The following is a 19,784-nucleotide window of genomic DNA, read 5'->3' as shown; positions in this document are numbered from 1 at the left end:
GTCATATCTTTATAAATTCCACCCTTCGGTTCCTGGCCCGACCCGATGCCGTAGCATTTTCGGAGACCGGTTCCGTTTCTCCTTTGCCTGAGGTCATCAGCCTTCCACCATCAATTCCTGAGGTTTTCACCAGCCAATCTTTAACCGCTTCGGCCCGCTTGCTACTGAGGGCTAAGTTGTCCGAAGCATCTCCCACACCATCAGTGTGGCCCACAATATTGAGACGGATTGCCGGATCCTGTTCCAGGATAGCAGCGATCGATCGCAATACCCCTGTGGATTCTGGCTTTATGGAAGCCGAAGCGGTTTCGAACAGGATGCCCGTAGTGGCAAATCTCCCTTCCTCAAGGAGTTTATGTCTAGTATCGGCAATGCCCTTTGCAATTTTGATATTACCAATGAAAACACCTACCTGTTCATCTTTATAGGGGCTGCTGCCCAAGCGCAAGAACAGCTGGTTCATGATTCCTTCCTTTGCTATCCCTTTGGGGACATCATAAAGCTTCTGGCCGTCTATCCAGATGCGCAAACGCTCTTTTTGGCCCTGGACCGCTACATGGACAGGCCGTCCATACCAGTTCTTTACAGCCGGATTCCTCTCGGGAGCGCTGTGGAAATGACGGATATAGCCAACATGGCTCTCCAGATTCATATTCCCCGCATCCGCGAGCGGCGAGATTTCCATATAGAACGACTTGGTTCCTTTGGGATCGACCAGCAGCTTATTGGAACTCGGCGATTCTTTCCCCGATGCCAGAAGTCCGAACTGGAACGAAGGGGGGAGCCAACCCTTGAAATCGATATCCATCACAAGATCGAATTCAAGGGTAAAATCGCTACCGAATGGTTTTTCATTATCCGTTAAGGAAACACTGTTCTGGGCAAGTCGAAGCCATTTTCCACCGATACCGTCCAGGGATACGATTACCGAGCTCCTGTTGCTGTTCCATCCAGCTGGAAGTTCGCCCAGAGCTTCTGTGGAAAAATCATTCGCATACAGGAGCGTATCTCCAGGTACGAAATCGTACCTACTGAACGATCCTATGGGCTTTCTTCCTTCTTCGGTCCTATTAACGGATCCCCCAGAATCCTCCTCTCCATTATTGGAATTGCCTTTTCCCGCAGATTCAATCACCTTGTCCAAACCTTTGTTTAATTCCTTATCGGTCTGCTCTAGTATTTTTCGGGTTACCGTGTTCTCTACCTTGCCCTTTATCTTTCTTAATATGGACTGGGCACTGGCATCCATAGATATGCTCGTGAATATACTGATCCATGCAATTGATGCTATGAATGCTTTTGATATTGAATTTTTCATATGGGTATGATATTGATAATCTGTAAGGACAAAAATATAATGAACCTGGACAGACAAACGATCTTTTCGACTAACGGCCCTAATTTTACGATAGAGGTGCTGGAGGCTAGACGAGAATGATTACAGTTTAAATGCAACGCCTACGTTCAGTACCGTAGCGCCGTAACCAAGCTCTGCAAATGCACCTACCTTTTGCGAAGCCCAGTATCTGGTTCCGATATGAATGCCCCACATAAATCCTCCTGCTGATGCAGAAATAGGTTCGGAGCCATCTCCCGACCATTTAACAGATGCTACATTATAGCCCAGCATCGCGCCACCATAAGGATCGAACCTTTCCGAATTTACCTTCAGGTGATAAGATCCCCTCCCTGCAGCCAAGATATAGCTATATTTCCATTCACCGTATTCATTATAGCTTTCCTTCTTTCTGGCATAGGCAAGGTAGCCGCCCACGCTGATACGGTCAGAGACAGCTTGTTCATAACTGACTCCCACAGGGATGCCCAAGCCTCCCCCAATGCCCACACCGGCATTTAAAAGCTTGTCGCCTTGCTTAAAAGACTGTGCAAAAGAATTGTTACTGCCCAGCAGCAAGACCATAGCCGCCGCTCCGATTGTTTTTATTGGATTCATATATCATTATTTAAGATTCAAATTTTTCACTCGTCAGCAAACAAAATACCGAAGCTGACTCGGCAAAGCTATCGTGATTCATAACGTTTTAATTAAGTACTACTACCCAACATGAGATTTACGTAGGCACTGTGCGAACCTCTCTGTTGCCCTTTCATTAAGTAGTACTACTGGGGTCTCTTTTTTGAGAAATACTACCCTAAAAATCGACTATTGGTAAGGCTATTTTTGCTACCATGAGAATCTTCTATCTTTTATTTTTGGCCTCCGCACTGGGGTGCGGCAAAAAGGACACAGCTCCCGAAAATTCCGGAAAAGTCTACGGAACGGTAAGGGACGAAATGGGTTCACCGATACCGGGAGTCCAGATCATCGTGGACAACAGTATATTCTTCAACAGCAACCTGTCGACAAAAACAACATCTGAAGGAAATTACACTTTGGCGCTCCCAAAAACCGGGAGCTGGTACGCATTTGCAGTCCACAAGATACCGTTCAACGGAAAGACCTATGAGTGCTATCTACATCCCGAGGAACCAACGGGGTTTGGACCCGAGGGCGCCGTTCGTCATTTCACCTGGAAGCTCTCCGGTCAGAAGGCAGCTCCTTTAACCGGACATTATGGGGGGACAGTAACCATCGATAGCTTTACCGGCCTCTATCTGGAAACAGACAAGATACGGTTTAGCCTTATCCCACAGGGCAACCTAATTGATGGTTCCCAGGGACAGATCTTGGAAAGGTATGCTATGGACGGACATCAGATCCTGGATGTGCCGATCGGTCGATATAAAGTCACCGCCCGCTATAATGGCGAAAGCCTGAAACTCCGCAGATGGAATACCGAAGATAGCTTTGCAACTGAGCTGATCCTAGACTTTGAGCCGCAGATCGCAGCTCAGTGTGACAATTGTTTTAAGCTGGAATATAATAGATAACCATGATAAAATATTTATTTGGAACCGCTGCATTAATTTTGCTGTTGACATCATGCGCCAAGGACGACGCCGTTCTGCCGGAACAGCACGACTATAAAATCGTTATCCTCCCATCCAATGGAAACCCGGGCCTTGGCAACAGCGAAGAGGAACCTTTGGGTGTGGCATTAGCACTACCGCAGGGCATACGGATCGTAGAGCGAAAGGACCATCCTTTTGATCCCGATCTGGGAAAGCTGTACGCTCATGCAAATTTTTTCTATGTGGACATCAATTTCGTAAACGACAGAATGCCGGGCACTCCTCCCGTCACCGTGGAACTTCCTCCGGGGCTGATCGGGGTAAGCAGAATCCACGACAAGCAGAACGGGCTCAGCATAGAAAAGTACCTGATCACCGTCCCGCCGACTGAACGGTACGGTGGAAGCCGGGATACGACCACGGTCTATATCGGAATGGCATGTTTGAACAAAAACAGATCCATGCCCTGGTACGATAACATCGGACCCGAACAGGTATTCCCCATATCGAGGAACAATTACCCCAAATTTATAGTTACCTCAGACCCTAGCTTACGCAAACTGCTTGAGCTGCTGAAAGGGCATCCAGGACTTAAGGTCAATGCGCATTGGGATCCCGTAGCTGCGCATGAGGAAGATTACGTAGTCCCCGAATGGATGAAGATACACAACGAGATCCAAGACATTATCTGGGATGTCACCGACGGTTTTGGGTTGACGCATGGGAAGATGGAAGAGCTCAAGGAAAAATTAAAACAGTATAGATAGTACCCATAAAAGAATGTATCGGGTGTAAAAGTTGACGTTTATCGATAATTTCCTCCGTTTGTCGAACATACCTGTGGCGAACCTACCCATTTTTCTATCTTTCGCAAACAACAGATTACCTATCAATATTCATGAAAAAAGCATCTCCATTACTAGCCATATTCACTTTGTGTTCGACTTTGGCTCTCGGACAGCAGATCGAGGGCCAGGTTACCACTATCCAGAACGTACCCCTACAGGGGGCAACGATCAACATCTACCGACAGGACGATCGAAGCCTTATCACCTCCGTCAGCTCGGATTCCTCCGGCCAGTATATATTCGAAAAGCTGACCTTTGGGATATACTATCAGGTCAGAAGTACAATGATTGGTTTTGAAGCCTGGTCCAGAGATTCTATCCTGATAAAACAGCCCGCATCTTTAGAACTGAATATCGCGATGAAGCCCAACTCCAGTAATTTAGCTGAGGTGACCGTAAGCGCAGATCGGGCTTATATCGAGAAACGTCACGACAGAACGGTAATAAATCCCCATATCATGTTGTCCAGTACTGGTGGAACGGCGCTAGAGGCCCTTGAAAAATCACCTGGTGTACAGCTCGATCAGAGCGGAAACATCCGTCTCTCGGGAAAATCAGATGTTTCCGTGTATATTGACGACCGACCGACCAATCTTGTTGGTGAGCAGCTACGGGAATTTCTACGTACTATTCCGGTAGCCCAGATCGACCGGATAGAACTGATGACAAATCCACCTGCAAACTACGACGCTTCGGGAAGCGGGGGAATCATCGCAATCCATACCAAACGATATCGATCTAAGGGTATACATGGAGGTGTGAGCCTTGCTTATCAGCAAGGAAAATACGGACAGACAAACAATAGTGCCGATATTGCAGTAAATAGCGACAAATGGGCCCTATCAGTCAGCACCTCACTCTCGACAACGGACACCTATACCGATCTTGATATTCTCCGTAAATTCGACGGCGGACAATCGGTCATGTCACCGATATTTTCCCAGGATACCTGGATAAGGAGAAAAGGAACTGCTATCTCCGGCAGGATCGGAGCGGATTATTTTGTGGATGAAAAGAGTACTATTGGTGTCAACCTGAGCCTCCGGTCCTCTCCGCTTGAACTGAAATCCTTTGGAGAAAGCCGATTTATGGACTTTAAAGAAAACCGGGACTCTGTCCTAATAGCAAACAATATCGAAGAACGTACGTTTTCGAACCTGGGAACAAACCTTAATTATCGCTATAAAAAACCGGGGTCCGGGCAGAAATTTACGATTGACCTTGATTTCCTGAAATATAAGGGAAACAACGAACAGCGTTTCGATAATACCACTTATCTACCCAGCGGCGAAACCGTGGCATTCGAATCACAGCTCGGCAAGGTACCCAACGATATTCGCATCTACTCCGCTAAGGCAGATTTCGTCCATCCCTTTGGAGAGACCATACGTGTATCGTCAGGCCTCAAGAGCAGCAGGACATTGACCGATAACGACGCGGACTTTTACAGGATACTGGAGGACGACATGGTCGTAGACCTTGAAAAGACGAACCATTTCCAGTTCAGGGAGTCTATTCACGCCGCTTATACGAGTATCGATGGGAAATATGGGAAATGGAGCTATCAGGCCGGCTTACGTTTTGAAGGCACGCTCTCCAGTGGCCACCAGCTCGGCAACGGAATGCAATCCGATTCTTCGTTCAACAGACGGCACATGGACCTTTTCCCCACCGTTTTTCTGCAGTACAAGCCATCAGCTGAAAGCAAACATGCCATAAGCCTGAATTATGGAAGACGCATCGATCGCCCCCATTATGCCTGGTTGAATCCGTTCGTGACCCCATTTGACAAATATACTTATTACACAGGTACGCCTTATCTGAGGCCCTCCTTCATAAATCAGACAGAGCTTTCCTACAATTTCCAGCCACTTGTCGATTTCACGCTTGCCTATGCGCAGGTAACAGACCTCATGACCGAGACCATACGGATCGAGGATGGCATCTACTACAGTCAGCAAGGCAATCTTGGATCATGGAAGACAATCAGTGCCACGCTCAATGTTACTTATAGCCCGATAAAGAAGTTGACACTGATCGGCCATGCGGCCATACATTACCTTCACACCAAAAGTACGATCTTTGGACAGCAGATGGATACCAGGGGAACATTTATCATCGCCAGACCAACGCTCACCTATAAGCCTTCCGAAAAATGGACCTTTCAGCTGGATGGAGATTATCAGGGAGGTCAGAAATTCGCGCAGTTTTCCATGCAGGAACGCACAAGGGTAAATTCTGCCATCAATTTCAAGATGAATGCCGGATGTTCCTTTAATCTCGCGATAAATGATATTTTCCACAGCGATATCAATGCTGGTGAAATTAGTTATCTGGCCGGAACCTATGCGACCTTCTCTACTTTGCGCGATTCAAGGACCGCCAACCTATCGTTTAGATACCGGTTTACGAAAGGTACCAAGAACGATCGTAGTTATCAGGGGGGCGGGGCCCAGAGCGAGCAGCAACGTACATAGATGAAAGGTTCAAAACAGGACAGTTTTGACTGTCCTGTCAATGTAATTTAACCCGCGGTCCGGGACTAACGCCCCATCAAGTCGACGCCCCAGAACGAAAGGACAATGACAATAACCGCCGAAGTCCATATTCTCACTTTCCTATCTCACCTTCAAAGAAAATATTGGCTTAAACTACATCAAATACTAAATATTGGTTCCTTTATACTTTAATTCGACTCCGAGGGATAAAGGTATTTCGATAGGTTCCTTTATGCAGATGTAGGTCCCATTTGGATCCGTATGGTTTTCAATCTTTGTTGGTATGGTCATTCCTTCGGATAGTATTATCGTATGGCCCGTATATTCTTTGGTAGAACAAAGAATGAGAGGCAGGTCAGCACTGAGGATATGCCTGAAATTGGTCGATGCAAAGGGGGACCTTTTTCTTCCGAGTTCAAATTCATGGGAAACGAAACCTGCGTTTCCGATTAAAGTCACCCTTACAAGATCATCGCCAGAATAGTCCAGGCGAATTTCATGCGAGGAGCCCCCGGTCTCAAGAACTTTCATACCCACCACCTTCCCGTCCATCATTTCATAATCGATGAACCTTCTACCATAGATCCGGTTTGTTCCTTCTTTCATTATGGAAACAACGGCACTGACCGGTTCACCATTTTTGGAATAGGTGATTACCATCTTCTGTGTTTGTCCTGCATCAATCATATCGATCCGGTTGAGCCTTCCGGAAAGGTCGTAGCCAAAATTCATAAACTCGTCCTCCTCCGGGCAGTTATAAGAAACGATCCTGTTCAGATTATCGTATTGCATCCGAAAAGTGGAAGTATCCCCTTTTTCGAAAACGGTATAACTATTTAGTTGAGAATGACAAATTGGGGTAGGGGCGTCAGTCCGGCAAGATTCCGACATGAGGCTCAGACCACCAAGGATAACGAGCAATTTTAGTCTAGTCATGTTTAGGTGAAAAAATCTACGCAAAATTCCGACAATTGGATGGAAAGATAGACCGTTCATTTACCTCAATCCCCAAATGCGTAAAACTACGGACATTACGTGGGCTGGAGTAGAGTCCCCCTATTCAGAAGATAAGTTCCCGGACCATCGGAACGTACTGCTTTCCCACCCCGATCTCGACCTCTCCGGTCACAAGGAGATAAAGTCTCCTGACATCCCTATAGAGTTCCTGAACATGTTCCAGATTGACCATGTAGGACCGGTGGACCCGCATAAACTTATCGGGATCAAGCTTCTGGCTGAGAACCCCAATACCATGGTTGCTGAGATAGGCACTATTGCCGGCGGTATAGATCCAGGTATAGTCCCGGTCTGCCCGCAAATAGGTGATCTCAGGTACATTCACTTTTAATAGCCTGCCTCCTTTTTCCAAAAATATACGATTGGGGTATCCGGTCTGCTGGGCTGAAGAAAATGGTCTTGCCACATCAGGAGTACCGATACGGATCAAGGTACGTTTAAGACTTTCTGTACAGATTGGCCTGTTCAGGTAGCCCGAGGCACCATGATCGATTGCCCTGACCGCATCTTCGGGGTTATTAGAAATTACCACAGAAATCGGATCGTGTTTGATCCGTTCAAGAACATCGAATCCTGCTAATCTGGGTAGCGATGCATTGATGAATACAACCGAGGGCTGTAGGCAATCGATATATCGTACCGTTTCCGGACCATTGCAGGTTTCATGAAATATAGCAGGAAAATCCAACGACATGATCTTTTTGCGGAGTTCCTGTCTAAAAGAACCATTGCTGTCCGCAATGAGCACTGATTGCTTTACCATTTTTCTGAACTTTGATATATGTCAAAATTAGTGGTCAAAACAGGCTGATTGAACTGACAAATGTCAGGAATTGGCCAGGTTGGGCAATTTTGGTATATTGTGGTATTATTCTTTGGTTCCAGATATAACAAGCGATATGGTTGACAGAAAACATTTTTATCAAGTATGTAATTTTGCGCAGCAATATAACATTTCCTTCACCCGTGATGAATTTGAGATAATTAGAAAAAACACACAACACATGGTTCTTCCACCACACACTGTCCTGATGGAACAAGGGAAATTGGTAAAAAAAATGTATTTCATGATCAGGGGCATTGCCCGTCTGTTCCGAATCCACGATGGTGTGGACCATACCCTGGGAATCGAATCGACCAATTACTTTCTCTCAACCCCACTTCTCCTGCAGAACGGACAGGAATCCACCTGCGCCCTTGAATCACTCAGTGAGATTGAAGTGCTTGTGTGGAATCTGGCGAGCGTTACTTTGCTCAAGGAAGAAGTCCCAAGAATGAAAGACATGGAAATGGCCATCATGGACAGGCTCCTGGGCTGGCTTCAGGACAATCAGGTAGAATCAAGGTGCATGACCGCCGAAGAGCGCTACTACAAGTTGATGGAAACCCAGCCAAAAGTGATCCAAAATGTACCCCAAAAATACATAGCTTCCCTTCTCGGTATCCATCAGGACAGTCTGAGCCGCATCAGGAAAGGGCTGGGACAGAGGGGACAGATCAGATAAGTCCCCTCAAATAGGCCTCCCTGACCAAACCTGCCGCAGTCCTGATGTTCAGCTTCTGGTTTAGGCTATAACGGTGCCCCTCCACGGTCCGAACGCTGAGAAAGAGCCTATCCGCTATTTCCTGATTGGAATGTTCATGCGCGATCAATGCCAATACTTCACACTCCCGGCTCGTCAGCTTTACGTTCACCGCCGCATTCCTCCCGGTAATAGCCTGATCTATTATGGACCGTTCGATCTCCCTATCGATAAACTGTTTTCCGGATATTACGCTCATGATAGCTTCAACAAGCCCTTCCCGATCAGTTCCCTTCAAAAGATAGCCCATCGCACCGTTTCTCATCATCTTCCTTACGTAAAGGACTTCATCATGATTGGTAAGAGCGATAATGGGCAGTTCAGGACATATCTCGAGAATCTTTAAACAGAGTGCCGTTCCATCGGTGTCGGGAAGCTCAATATCGAGCAGTAGTACATCTGGAACGGTTCTCTCCAGTGCAGAGAGAAGGCCCTCTCCGCTATGGGCCTTTAGTACAACCTCAAACTGCTGGAAAGTGTCCAGCATCTGAACAAGTCCCTCTATGATCAGGGGATGGTCATCCACTATTCCTATCGTTGTCATATCTATAATTTTTCAACAAAGTAACTAATCGTCAGTATTTCTTTCTACCGTACTTCTACCCATAGAAGAAATTAAGGTATGTTCGCTTCACCATCTATTTTATTGGACTGAACAGATCTCGATGTAGATTGTAGTACCCTTGCCGGGAGAAGATCGGATTTCAATTGTTCCGCCCAGATTTGAAACTCTGGAGGCAAGTCCGCTCAATCCCAACCCTTTCCTTGGGGGATTATTTTTGTCGAAGCCTACGCCATTGTCCTCGACGGTTATCCGTAAGACACTTCCATTGGCCTCAAGTTGTACGATCCCTTCAGTTGCTCCTGAATGTTTAACCATATTAGTGACGGTCTCCTGAACCGTTCTATAGAGCGTCAATTCCACAGTCCTTTCAAATCGGGGAATATCGCCAATAAGATAAAAATCAATGGAAAGTCCATTGCCGTTTATCCGATGGCAGAACGATTCTACTGCACATGCAAGTCCTTCCCTGAGCAGGAATTCGGGGGCAAGATTGTGGGATATATTTCTGATCTCGCGGACGGCAACTTCGATCAGCTCCCCGATCTCCGGGAGCGCTTTTTTCTCCCGACCAGTAACTGCTGCATTGTAGATCCTTATTTTTGCAGCGGAAAGGACACTTGCAACCCCATCATGTAATTCCCGTGCCGTTCGGGCCCTCTCTGTTTCCTCGCCGTTAAGCTGTGCTTCCAGGAGATACCTTTCGTAGTCTAGCTCCAATCTCTTCCGTTTCTGGTTTCCAACTATCCGTATGAACATTATCCCCCAGGCCAGTAAAACAGCAATAGAAATGGAAACAGTGACCCATTTGCTATTTCGCTCAAGAACGGTGTTCTGCTCAGCGATCATAAGATCCCTTTCCGCAATACTTCTACGATGCTCCATGGTCCTGTATTTCAGTTCAAGTTCCTGGATGGACCGATGGGTTTCCCTATCCTTGAGGGAATCGGCTAGGGATCGGTACATCTTGCGCAATTCAAGTGCTTCTCTAAATTTTCCAATGCCTTCTTTGATTTCAGAACCTGACAGGTACAGCTCAAGGAGCTGTGGCTTGGGAAGTTGTTCCTTGCCCAGTTCCATTGCCCTGTGGAAATAACCTTCTGCGATGGAGAAATTACCCATATCTTTATTTACCGAGGACATTCCCGATAGAACGTAAACCTCATTGCCAGGAAATTCAGGGGACAAAAGTGACGCTGCCTTTCTGAAACTCCGCAATGATTCGGTATACTTTTTCTGCATCCTGTAGATATCACCGAGGTTATTATGAGCTTTGATCTCCATCTGTACATCTCCATACTTCAATGCAATTTCCTTTAAGCGAACGGCATGCCGCTCAGCTGAGCCAAAATCTCTGGACATTGCCTCGGCCACAACGATGTTGACCAGACTGCGCCCCATGGCTAGGGTGTCATTTAACCTCTGGGCCAGCTTATGGGATTCCCACGCATACTCAAGCCCCTTTTTAACGTCATTCAAGTCAAGCATAAGGGAACTCAGGTTGTTATAATACTTCCGCCGGTCGGAAAGGTCGCGATTGCTCGGTTTTTTGATCGAAGAGGATATTTCCAATCCCTTTACCAGGTTTTTGGCCGCATCCTCCAATTTCCCCATTGCCTGAAGCTGTAGCGAAATATTGTTGTAGGCTGCTGCTGCTCTCGCCCGGTTGCCCAATTTCATGCTTAGCTCAAGGGACTGCTGTGCAAAGGATAGCGCCTCTTCGTACCGAAGCTGCTCGTACAGAAATACGCTGTAGTTACCCAAAAACGCAAGTCTGCCATTATCATGCCCTATAACCTTGGAAAGCCTGTTTGCTTGATTGAAATAATATTCAGCGGAATCTGGTTTCCCTTTCTTGTGCAGTTCTTTTGCCTTGTCGATAAATTTCAATACGATAGTAGTATCCCTAGCCAAGACACTACCTTGTGATAATACCATCATTAACGCCAGTAAAATCAATAAAGGTCTATTAAGTATCATTTAAAATAAGGTAGATGGTCCGCCCCCCAGTATTGTAAAGAGGTTCTTATACGTGATTGTACGTAATCCGCGGAATTAAGAACTTGTTCGATATTATATACCACTATGTAGGGATAAATTTGTTCATTGATCTTATAATAATATTATGTACTCAATCCTTATTGCAGATCCTGATCCCACTACAAGAATAATAGTCCGGGAGAGTTTAGCCCTTGTCCCAGGAATAAAGACTATTGTCGAAACGGCCTGCTTGAAGGAAACTACCAAGTTGATAGCCAATAAGGTACCTGATGCTATCTTTCTCGATCTTAATCTCTGGGGATCTAAGCCATTTGAAATTCGCAAGGATAGCCACAATTCTCCGCAGATAATCATTACTTCTTCCGACAGGTTACATGCCCAGGACGCTTACGACTTGGAAGCCCTGGACTTTCTGTGCAAGCCCTTGAAAAAGGAAAGATTGGAACGGACCATCAGAAAGCTCATCAATATAAATGTACCTTGCGAAAAGGATTCCATTCCACGACACCCTTATCTTTTTGTGCCCTGCGCAAACGGATTCTCCCGGATTGACATTTCCCGGATCCGGTACATCAAGGCCGCCCGGGATTATACGGTACTATACACAGAAGATCGGGAATGGATCAGTTCCTTAGGGATCGGGAAGATCGTTCAGAAACTCGATCCTTTCCTCTTCATACGGGTACATAGATCCTTTATTGTCAACCTGTCGAAGATCGAACGCGTAGTGAGGACAGGATCCTGTACCTCTCTCTTTATGGAAGATGGACCCGAGATTATCGTGGGTAGGTCTTACCTTCCTAAAATCAAACCTTTTCTTCTCTAGCCCGTGTGGATTGATCCACATCAACCGGAACAATGTGGCATTTTCCTCAATATCATAAGGATTTTATTTTGAAATCGATTTTTACATCCCTTCTTTCGGTAATCCCGCACCCCTTGTTGCTATAATACACAGGTCCGTTATAGGTGCCCGTAATAAAACCCCTCGTGCTCGTTATTCGAGTGTTCCCGCCGAACTTATGTTCTCCGTTGCTACATTCCAAGTACATATTGGCAAACATCTTTGGGGTTCCGCCTTCTAAAATAGAAATTCCAAGAAATGATTGACCGGCCGCGTTCCCCCCCGGATAACTTCCTGTCTCCGCCCCCATACAGAACAAGGTCACCTGATGATTCCCTTTTTCGTCCTGGGAACCCACGGATATCTGTCCGCCCATGATCGCACCACTTAATCCACCAGAAAGATCCAGAAGCTTACCTCCAATAGTCAGATAGAAATAAGTTTCCTTTTCCAAACGGATCTTGGTCAATAAAATTAATTTTCCGAATTTCCGTCTGCCATTAGGTGCCTTTGGATCACTGACATACCCATTTTTACTCTCTACTTCTACCTGGATTTCGACATCTTCCGCTTTGGTTATATTATGGGGTGCATAATATATCGCATCTCCCAAGACCATACTGGAATTTATCTTTGGGGAAAGCTTTCCAGCACCTGATATTATTTTCCAGTTCTTTACCACGAGATCCTTTGATTTACCGATGTCCTCCAATGCCGCAAGAGGAATACTGTCGATATGGTTGTTTGCGTTTAATGCCCCGAGGATCTGTTCCATCAGCTTCAGTTTGACTTCACCCCCGCTTCCCACAGATTCTTTGTCCTTTCGAAGGGTCACCCGATCCAACCATACCCAGTCACTGAAATGTGTGGTCGTTGTACTGACATGTTTCGTATCACTTTCGAGTGCCGTTGAAACCCCGCACCAGACCCCATCCTTGCGCTGAAAAGCAATCATTCTAGAAATAGGATTGCCAGAATCAAGAGGATCGTGGTTAAAAGTGATCTTTACAGGTTTCTTAAAAATGAGACCTTCTGGTGTAAGTCTATATGCAGGCCTATCAGACAGTTCATCGTGGGTATTGCTGATGGGTTGGATCCTAAATAGCGTCGGTTCATCCACCGCCCCGGGCGGCACGTCAAGACGTACCTGTTGTCCCAGCTCCAGAAATCCTCCTGATGCACCGATGTTCTTTGTAACCCCGTCACCGAGGGAGGTTCCCTTTTCCCGCTTTATCGGATCTGAAAAAACAGGTACAGGTTCCTCTCCCGATGGATCCTTGTCCTTCTTGCACGAAAGGACAAGAAAAATAAGTAAGAACAATATATACTTCATTGCTTAATGATTTTTATGCAATTATAACTTCCAATGTTCATTATTGAAATCCTCTTTCGACCAAGCGGTTAATTAGGGGGACGAAAGTCTCAGGAACCGGACAAAAGAACCAAAAGTAACGTGGGTTTATGGTCTGGTTGCTTGTCGGTCCTGAGTGCATTTTGATCGTCATTTCGGGCCGTTTGTCGACTCAATGATTTAGGTCTCAAAAAAATCGGCGATCTTTAGATCAAAATATGAAATATGGAAATTTTTTCAAATCGGATCGGGGCTGAATACAAAATGCTTTTTCTGTGCCTTTTGATCTCTTTTATGACCTTAAAAGCTTGGGCTGGCAATAAAATATCCGAACCCGTCAGAATAGCAACCTACACCTATGGGGATAACTCGAGAATGGAAAACCTACGTCCTTTGGCTGATCTTATTGAAACAAGATTTGGCACGAAGGTCGAACTCATAAGTTACAAAAATATAAACGATCTCATCCTAGCAATTACCCAAGATAGGGTCGATATCTCATTCATCAGCACGATGGGCAACTTACTGCTGAATAATGGGCTCCACGAGCACCCCATGGCTGAAGTCCTTACCCTATCGGTTCCCGAAAATTCTTCCGTAAAATACAGGACGGCATTTGTGGTTCCCCATGATTCCAGAATTGTGTCCCTAACGGATATAAATATGCTCAAGGGAATTAGCCTTGCACTGGTCAATCCAGAATCTACCTCAGGAAACCTGATCCCTAGAGCGGTATTGGCAAAAAAGGGGATTCATTCAGTTGAATCTCTTTTTGGTAAGATCTATTATGCGGGTTCACACAGGTCGGCGCTAGAACATGTCCTTGATGGACGTGCTGACATGGCAGCGTTTGGCAGTTCAGAGTATACCGATTATGTGGAAAAAAATGGGAATGGCAGTAAAATAAGACTTATCCAAATGTCGGACCCTATTCCACTTGGTCCGGTATTGTTCAATAAATCTCTTAATAAAGACTTTCAACAAAAGCTGATTCAGATATTGACAATGCTCCATATCGAGAATCCAGTGGTCTTTTCAAAGATTAAGGAGGGATGGGTGGAAGCTATAGGCGCACAAAAATTTATCGCCATCGAGAGCAATTATTATGAAGCTTCCATTGATTCAAAAAGACAGTAAGGACCGATAATGACTCCATGTTCAAATTTGTTTAGAATTCTTTTGTTTAGTCTAATTTTACCAATATGGTTTTCTAACTTAAAACGACATAGAATATCGTCGGTTCGACTTTCAATAGTATAGTTAGAAAAGCTTTAACTTTTCAAGGATCGCCATCTTGGCAGATTTTTCTATATAATTTAGGGTAAACAAATCTTGCTTATCCTGATTATTTTCGTCACAAATACCAGCAAAAAAGTAGATGACAAAAGTCATTCTATGTAGACTAAGATATTTTTCGATATCCAAATTCAACACACAGATCAGAATCAATTGATCCTCTATATCAAAGTTAGATTTGAATTAGTGATTAGTCCCTCAATGAATCCCTTTGAATATTGTGCTATACAAACGTATTTCGTATGGCACAGATACTTACAAGTTATTCGGATTCGGAGTTCAAGGAGCTTCTATCCAAGGAGGTCAGATCAGCAGTTAAAGAAGCATTATCTGGAGAGGTTAAAGAAAAGCAAACTCCACAAAATCATTCAGGTATTGGTTACAGGACAAGACCTGAGACCCGAAAGTTATTAGGGATCGCTTATTCTACGATGCACTATTGGGAGAAGGCCGGAATATTGGTTCCCCACAGAATAGGTCGGAAAGTGTTCTTCTCTGACGCGGCAATCCGTGAAGCTCTTTCAAAAGCAGGAAAGGAGGCCAATAATGATCTTGGCTAACCAACATTCCGCAGGTGCGCAAACCCATTTTCCGTACATACGCTTATTAAGTGATCTGGTAATTCAACACACCATCTCTGTTTTATTTTTCGAAAGCAAAATGGAGCTACAGAACAGGCTTCATCAGCTCTGCTTACCAAGATATAAAGAAATCATGACATCATTCTTTCATGATGCTGGTAGACCAGCCTATCATGATTCTATATATCTCGATATATTGCCCAGTAGTAATATAGCACTCCACATATCCCGATATCTACTAGGTTTTACAACTACTAGGCTCCTTTACAACTCGCTGAGGGTAACCTATTCTTCCTATACTGTTCCTCTCTCCAAAAAATGGAGGGAGGAAACTTACAGAGAGCAGTCGCATCCTATGAAAGGAGGGAGATGAAGACCGCCTTGCGACGGTCGCTTTTCCACCGCACTGCCCCTGACCCTATCGGGTCAGAAGGTCCAATTTTCCAGAGAAAATCGGAGCAAGCGGAGGTTGGGCAGAGCCTCACCTGCTTGCCCTCACGGTACCGTGAGGGACTTTTTGGGAACCCTCCTGGGGTTCCCATGGCCGCTGGGAACGGCAAAACAGAAGAAAAAGGAACCCTCGGCAGGGTCCGATATATCCAGTAGGCTACATATACAGCTATATGGATATATAGCCTACTGGATATATGGACAGTTAGATATATGGTCAGACGAACAAACGCATTTTATGGAAGCACAGAAAATGAAGAACGGACTGCTCAGGACGATCAAGTACGATGCACAGACAGCCGTAAAGATGGAAAGGATCGCCCTGAAACTGGGCAGGCCACAACGCCTGGTCTTTGCCCAGATGGTGGACTATTTCCATCGCAGCAAAAAGGACCCGCTGGATGTCAACGACGAGTTGCTCAAGAATACGCTCCTCAAACAACACAGAGATTACATCGGGTTTATCCGGACACAGGAAAATGACATTCTGATCCCCATCAAAAGGGAAGTTGACCGGATGACCCGGAGCCAGAAGAATATCGTTGATTTTTTTAACAGCCAGCAGAAACATAACAAGGTCGTACTGGAAGTGGACAGGGACATGCTCGACGGGCAGAAAAGCCTTACCGATATCATAAAGATGGCGTTGGGCTCACTGGATGGGATCTCGGCCAACATTGCTACAAAGGAAGCCCTGAAAGATCAGTTCCGGTACATTTTGGAGAACTATATCCGCACAAGGGACGGCTTTGGGATGATGACGTCCGCTAAGGAGAAGGAAGAACTGGTCCGGGTAACACGAAAACAGATAGATCTCTTATAGCTAAAAGACAAACGAATTTTATGTACATCAATATAACGGACAAGAAAGAAGCAGAGAACAAAGGCACCAATTTGATGTTGGAATCAGGGGTCTGTCTGTTGCAACTCAAGGGACCGACTGATATCAAATCCGGTAAGCAGGGCTTTACCGGGCCATTGTTAATAAGGATCCATCCAAGGTCGACTTTTACGGATCCGACTTACATCGTTCAGCAGGTGTATCGCCTTACCAACATTTCGTTCAGGACTTTTAACCCAACGCAATTACCGGTATCATTGATGTACGCCACCTTTATTACGGATCAGCTCAACAAGCTCAGTAACATCCCTGGATGGGATCCATTATTTGTCAGGCCTTTAAGAAATAAAAAATGGTTTCTATAGAACAGGGAGCATTCTTTCAGAGGCTCAGGGAGTCTCCACTGGAACCGATCATCCAAGAAATTACCTCCAACAAGGTAGGAAATTACTCCGATGATACATCCAACGCGAGCAATGTCGCGCTGAACCTTCTTATCGCAGTAAAAGTAAACAACGGGGACGCAGCAAAAAAATATGTCCAAATATTGTCCAAGAGGCACCCTACTAAGGAAAGCCACTGGATATATGACAACTATCTTTTGTTCAGCGTTGTGACAGCAATAGCAAAATTCGGATTAGAGACAGCTTGGGTTTCGGAGGTGATCAATCTTTCTCTGTCAGGTTCTTTCGGCGAAGATAAAAAGATCAGGGAAACCTTCAAGAATATCCTGGCCGGCAATCTAAATGCAAAGAACGATTTTCACCAAATATCAATGCTCTACCAGTCCATTTCCGGAGATGAACAGTTTCAGTCCATGCAGATCAATAGTGTATTCTCCGCACACTGGATGAAGCCTTTCCCATATTATGAGGACGATTTTTTAAATTTATCATCCCTTAGAGCAATAGAAATTGCAGTTGAGAAAAAATCATTGTTAAATGCCCAACAACAATACGATCTAGACGTTTTTTTGCCAACCTTCAACCGTAGAGCGGATCTTTTGGCGAATATTATCTCTTGGCTAATAGTTATTTCACTAATGGCGACTATATCATATGGCTTAGTTAAACTTAATGCCATTGAAAAAGATTTTCCTGCTGTGGTTAAGATGATTTTTTTCTTGATCGGTCTTTCTGGTGTAGGTATTTTGGGCATCATAGGTTGGAAAAAAGGAATCGCAAGGTTTATAAGAAAAATCTTCAATTCATTTTTTCGATTTAAACGTATCGATATTAGGTAATTGTCGTTTAAAAATAATTAACAATGGATGGTATCACTAGCCTTATTGAATCTCAGGCAACCTATCGCATAGAATTTGCAAAGATAGACTTAAATATGAAATCAAACTGTTTACCTTTAATGATTGGCATTATATCCTTCGTATTTGGTCTAATCAGCTGTAATGGGCAGACCAAATTAAAGGAGGAGCATCAGGATATAATATCATTTCAAGAACAATTTGAAACTTTTCAGAATCTTGGATTTACTCTGAATTACGGTGTAGACACCTCTGACATCAATCGTTGGCAAAATGGACACAGAGATTTTGAAGACCGGCCCTATAGTTTGATGTACCAAACATTGGGACAGACAATAGAAAGAGAGCCTTGGACATCGATAACGGATAAATGCTGGAACGTTGATCTCGAGACAATTGAGAAGAATGGTGACTATATCGACATAATGCGACATATTTCCAGAATTATAAATGGGGAGTTAATATTTGATAACCTTCAAGATTATATCGATATAGAAGGGGGAAAAGCTTGGATCTCTTTTAATTGTCATGGTGATAGCTATAAATGGTCACTAAAAGTGGACGGAGAATGGGTTGATGTAGAATTATTTGACAAAGTTCAACTTTTGGCAGAGAAGTACCAAACCAAAGGTCGGCTTACCATTTTTGACACCGGTGCGCAAGATTTCGTTCTTGGATTTTATAGTAAAGAAGAGCTTGAATCCATAAAGCAAAAAACCGGTCTTGAAATAGTTTTGGTTGGATCCAAAGGTCAATAGATCGCTATACTGTGCAGAAAGTTCACCTAATATAAAGAACCTCAAAAAGAACCCCGAATAAAAAAAATATATGTTAATGTCACAAATAAGCAATATTTTAAATCCCCCTACGGGCTACTAAAAACAAAAATAATGAAGCCGTCTCAATACTAAAATTTGGAACGGCTTCACTCTTAGAATCTACTTTCCTATGGACCAGTGGATAGCATTGCTAAACATCGTGGTAAAGTCGGCAGAAGCAAATAAAGAACCGCTATGGCCGATTAAGAAATATACGTTACGTGCTTTAACGCGTGGGTTACTCCAAATAACAGGATGATCCCCCATCTTAATGTCGGAAGGTGGCTGATAGCTATCTTCATCAACATGCGCCAATACATGTGTTTTTTCTCTCGGACTTTTATCAAAAGTATAGAACTCATCGTTCGGAATTAGGAAATGTGGATTCACTCCTTTCATCACAGGATGTTTTTTATCTTCGACATAAACTGTAGCTGATGCTGTTTTAGCGATGTAATTTTTAAAGCGGATACCGCCTAAGAAATCAGAAAACCATTGCCATAGTGGGTAGCCATCAAACTCTCCAAGGAGACCTGCATGGTGAAAGCCTACCCATCCGCCTTTACCTTTTTCGATATAGTCAATGAAGGCATCTTCAGCCTCTTTTGACCAAGTATAAGGCGGATAATCCAGCTGAATAATGGTCTTAAATTGAGCTAAGTATTCTTTGGTAATTTTCTTGGGGTTATTGATTTCTTCAATTTGGAAACCATCCTTCTCTCCTGCCTTCCGCAACCACTCTAAGGCGGTATCAGTGAAGGAAGCATGCTGCCCTCCTCTTTCGGTTAAGACGAGAACTTTTGTTTGTGCCTGTGCTGTCAGTACAAGGCCACCAAGTAGCAACCAAAATGCTACTAAATAACGGTAAGAACGATAGGTCTTTCCGAAGGTTATTAATTTTTTATGGAACATCTTTATGC

The 19,784-nt window shown here is 44.5% G+C and carries 19 protein-coding genes; 11 read left to right on the top strand and 8 right to left on the bottom strand.

The window, feature by feature from the left end; translation table 11 throughout:
- Position 1 precedes the first annotated feature (1 nt).
- Together HMAT_RS14175 and HMAT_RS14170 are read right to left on the bottom strand one after the other, a co-directional pair.
- Positions 2–1,318, bottom strand: a complete 1,317-nt coding sequence (locus tag HMAT_RS14175) for an OmpA family protein (protein ID WP_104383525.1) — start codon at positions 1,316–1,318, stop codon at positions 2–4.
- A gap of 120 nt (positions 1,319–1,438) precedes the next feature.
- Positions 1,439–1,954 (bottom strand): hypothetical protein, encoded by a 516-nt coding sequence (locus HMAT_RS14170; protein ID WP_104383524.1) that lies wholly within the window; start codon positions 1,952–1,954, stop codon positions 1,439–1,441.
- A 236-nt stretch (positions 1,955–2,190) separates the two neighbouring features.
- On the opposite strand from HMAT_RS14170, the gene HMAT_RS14165 reads away from it, so the two are divergent.
- From HMAT_RS14165 to HMAT_RS14155, 3 genes are all read left to right on the top strand, one after another.
- Positions 2,191–2,892: a carboxypeptidase-like regulatory domain-containing protein gene (locus HMAT_RS14165; RefSeq protein WP_104383523.1), complete on the top strand. Its 702-nt coding sequence runs from the start codon at positions 2,191–2,193 to the stop codon at positions 2,890–2,892.
- A gap of 2 nt (positions 2,893–2,894) precedes the next feature.
- Complete coding sequence (locus HMAT_RS14160) at positions 2,895–3,680, top strand: hypothetical protein (RefSeq protein ID WP_104383522.1); 786 nt, start codon at positions 2,895–2,897, stop codon at positions 3,678–3,680.
- A gap of 131 nt (positions 3,681–3,811) precedes the next feature.
- Entirely contained in the window at positions 3,812–6,238 is a 2,427-nt protein-coding gene (locus tag HMAT_RS14155) for an outer membrane beta-barrel protein (RefSeq protein WP_104383521.1), read from the top strand.
- Between the two features lie 186 nt (positions 6,239–6,424).
- On the opposite strand, the gene HMAT_RS14150 is transcribed toward HMAT_RS14155, so the two are convergent.
- Positions 6,425–7,195 (bottom strand): hypothetical protein, encoded by a 771-nt coding sequence (locus HMAT_RS14150; protein ID WP_158655885.1) that lies wholly within the window; start codon positions 7,193–7,195, stop codon positions 6,425–6,427.
- Between the two features lie 124 nt (positions 7,196–7,319).
- Entirely contained in the window at positions 7,320–8,039 is a 720-nt protein-coding gene (locus tag HMAT_RS14145; RefSeq protein WP_104383519.1) for a LytTR family DNA-binding domain-containing protein, read from the bottom strand.
- A 70-nt stretch (positions 8,040–8,109) separates the two neighbouring features.
- On the opposite strand from HMAT_RS14145, the gene HMAT_RS14140 reads away from it, so the two are divergent.
- Positions 8,110–8,781: a Crp/Fnr family transcriptional regulator gene (locus HMAT_RS14140; RefSeq protein WP_233789310.1), complete on the top strand. Its 672-nt coding sequence runs from the start codon at positions 8,110–8,112 to the stop codon at positions 8,779–8,781.
- On the opposite strand, the gene HMAT_RS14135 is transcribed toward HMAT_RS14140, so the two are convergent.
- Complete coding sequence (locus HMAT_RS14135) at positions 8,774–9,403, bottom strand: response regulator transcription factor (protein ID WP_104383517.1); 630 nt, start codon at positions 9,401–9,403, stop codon at positions 8,774–8,776. The genes HMAT_RS14140 and HMAT_RS14135 overlap by 8 nt on opposite strands.
- A 99-nt stretch (positions 9,404–9,502) precedes the next feature.
- Positions 9,503–11,401, bottom strand: coding sequence for an ATP-binding protein (locus HMAT_RS14130; RefSeq protein ID WP_104383516.1), 1,899 nt, complete (start codon positions 11,399–11,401; stop codon positions 9,503–9,505).
- Positions 11,402–11,546: 145 nt separating this feature from the next.
- Between HMAT_RS14130 and HMAT_RS14125 the strand changes: the two genes are divergently transcribed.
- Positions 11,547–12,248 (top strand): LytTR family DNA-binding domain-containing protein, encoded by a 702-nt coding sequence (locus HMAT_RS14125; protein ID WP_104383515.1) that lies wholly within the window; start codon positions 11,547–11,549, stop codon positions 12,246–12,248.
- A gap of 52 nt (positions 12,249–12,300) precedes the next feature.
- On the opposite strand, the gene HMAT_RS14120 is transcribed toward HMAT_RS14125, so the two are convergent.
- On the bottom strand, positions 12,301–13,599 hold the full coding sequence (locus tag HMAT_RS14120) for a hypothetical protein (protein WP_104383514.1): 1,299 nt from the start codon (positions 13,597–13,599) through the stop codon (positions 12,301–12,303).
- 243 nt (positions 13,600–13,842) lie between these two features.
- Here HMAT_RS14120 and HMAT_RS14115 point away from each other — a divergent pair, with 243 nt between their 5' ends.
- From HMAT_RS14115 to HMAT_RS14090, 6 genes are all read left to right on the top strand, one after another.
- On the top strand, positions 13,843–14,754 hold the full coding sequence (locus tag HMAT_RS14115) for a phosphate/phosphite/phosphonate ABC transporter substrate-binding protein (protein ID WP_104383513.1): 912 nt from the start codon (positions 13,843–13,845) through the stop codon (positions 14,752–14,754).
- Positions 14,755–15,155: 401 nt separating this feature from the next.
- Positions 15,156–15,473 (top strand): AlpA family transcriptional regulator, encoded by a 318-nt coding sequence (locus tag HMAT_RS14110; RefSeq protein ID WP_104383512.1) that lies wholly within the window; start codon positions 15,156–15,158, stop codon positions 15,471–15,473.
- 709 nt (positions 15,474–16,182) lie between these two features.
- The gene (locus HMAT_RS14105) at positions 16,183–16,767 is read left to right on the top strand and encodes a BfmA/BtgA family mobilization protein (RefSeq protein WP_371412049.1); all 585 of its coding nucleotides are present in this window, start codon (positions 16,183–16,185) and stop codon (positions 16,765–16,767) included.
- A 20-nt stretch (positions 16,768–16,787) separates the two neighbouring features.
- Entirely contained in the window at positions 16,788–17,150 is a 363-nt protein-coding gene (locus tag HMAT_RS14100) for a hypothetical protein (protein ID WP_104383510.1), read from the top strand.
- Positions 17,138–18,028 carry a hypothetical protein gene (locus tag HMAT_RS14095; RefSeq protein WP_104383509.1) on the top strand — a complete coding sequence of 297 codons (891 nt, stop codon included), beginning with the start codon at positions 17,138–17,140 and terminating at the stop codon, positions 18,026–18,028. The genes HMAT_RS14100 and HMAT_RS14095 overlap by 13 nt, the downstream gene beginning before the upstream one ends.
- A gap of 23 nt (positions 18,029–18,051) precedes the next feature.
- A complete protein-coding gene (locus tag HMAT_RS14090) occupies positions 18,052–18,804 on the top strand; it encodes a hypothetical protein (protein WP_104383508.1) in 753 nt (250 codons plus the stop codon).
- A 180-nt stretch (positions 18,805–18,984) separates the two neighbouring features.
- Here the strand turns inward: HMAT_RS14090 and HMAT_RS14085 are convergent, their stop codons facing one another.
- Entirely contained in the window at positions 18,985–19,776 is a 792-nt protein-coding gene (locus HMAT_RS14085; RefSeq protein ID WP_104383507.1) for a ThuA domain-containing protein, read from the bottom strand.
- Between the last annotated feature and the right edge of the window lie 8 nt (positions 19,777–19,784).

The sequence above is a fragment of the Sphingobacterium sp. HMA12 genome (genome assembly GCF_002933815.1).
GTDB lineage: Bacteria > Bacteroidota > Bacteroidia > Sphingobacteriales > Sphingobacteriaceae > Sphingobacterium.
Note: the sequence above shows the minus strand (reverse complement) of the source record. Positions and strands in the feature narration are given on the sequence as shown.

What these genes read in the sequence shown, in the direction of transcription:
- HMAT_RS14150 (WP_158655885.1), bottom strand. Translation starts at nt 7,195, where the DNA reads ATGACTAGACTAAAATTGCTCGTTATCCTTGGTGGTCTGAGCCTCATG.
- HMAT_RS14110 (WP_104383512.1), top strand. Translation starts at nt 15,156, where the DNA reads ATGGCACAGATACTTACAAGTTATTCGGATTCGGAGTTCAAGGAGCTT.
- HMAT_RS14085 (WP_104383507.1), bottom strand. Translation starts at nt 19,776, where the DNA reads ATGTTCCATAAAAAATTAATAACCTTCGGAAAGACCTATCGTTCTTAC.
- HMAT_RS14135 (WP_104383517.1), bottom strand. Translation starts at nt 9,403, where the DNA reads ATGACAACGATAGGAATAGTGGATGACCATCCCCTGATCATAGAGGGA.
- HMAT_RS14145 (WP_104383519.1), bottom strand. Translation starts at nt 8,039, where the DNA reads ATGGTAAAGCAATCAGTGCTCATTGCGGACAGCAATGGTTCTTTTAGA.
- HMAT_RS14165 (WP_104383523.1), top strand. Translation starts at nt 2,191, where the DNA reads ATGAGAATCTTCTATCTTTTATTTTTGGCCTCCGCACTGGGGTGCGGC.
- HMAT_RS14100 (WP_104383510.1), top strand. Translation starts at nt 16,788, where the DNA reads ATGTACATCAATATAACGGACAAGAAAGAAGCAGAGAACAAAGGCACC.
- HMAT_RS14175 (WP_104383525.1), bottom strand. Translation starts at nt 1,318, where the DNA reads ATGAAAAATTCAATATCAAAAGCATTCATAGCATCAATTGCATGGATC.
- HMAT_RS14090 (WP_104383508.1), top strand. Translation starts at nt 18,052, where the DNA reads ATGGATGGTATCACTAGCCTTATTGAATCTCAGGCAACCTATCGCATA.
- HMAT_RS14155 (WP_104383521.1), top strand. Translation starts at nt 3,812, where the DNA reads ATGAAAAAAGCATCTCCATTACTAGCCATATTCACTTTGTGTTCGACT.
- HMAT_RS14125 (WP_104383515.1), top strand. Translation starts at nt 11,547, where the DNA reads ATGTACTCAATCCTTATTGCAGATCCTGATCCCACTACAAGAATAATA.
- HMAT_RS14115 (WP_104383513.1), top strand. Translation starts at nt 13,843, where the DNA reads ATGGAAATTTTTTCAAATCGGATCGGGGCTGAATACAAAATGCTTTTT.
- HMAT_RS14130 (WP_104383516.1), bottom strand. Translation starts at nt 11,401, where the DNA reads ATGATACTTAATAGACCTTTATTGATTTTACTGGCGTTAATGATGGTA.
- HMAT_RS14105 (WP_371412049.1), top strand. Translation starts at nt 16,183, where the DNA reads ATGGAAGCACAGAAAATGAAGAACGGACTGCTCAGGACGATCAAGTAC.
- HMAT_RS14120 (WP_104383514.1), bottom strand. Translation starts at nt 13,599, where the DNA reads ATGAAGTATATATTGTTCTTACTTATTTTTCTTGTCCTTTCGTGCAAG.
- HMAT_RS14160 (WP_104383522.1), top strand. Translation starts at nt 2,895, where the DNA reads ATGATAAAATATTTATTTGGAACCGCTGCATTAATTTTGCTGTTGACA.
- HMAT_RS14170 (WP_104383524.1), bottom strand. Translation starts at nt 1,954, where the DNA reads ATGAATCCAATAAAAACAATCGGAGCGGCGGCTATGGTCTTGCTGCTG.
- HMAT_RS14095 (WP_104383509.1), top strand. Translation starts at nt 17,138, where the DNA reads ATGGTTTCTATAGAACAGGGAGCATTCTTTCAGAGGCTCAGGGAGTCT.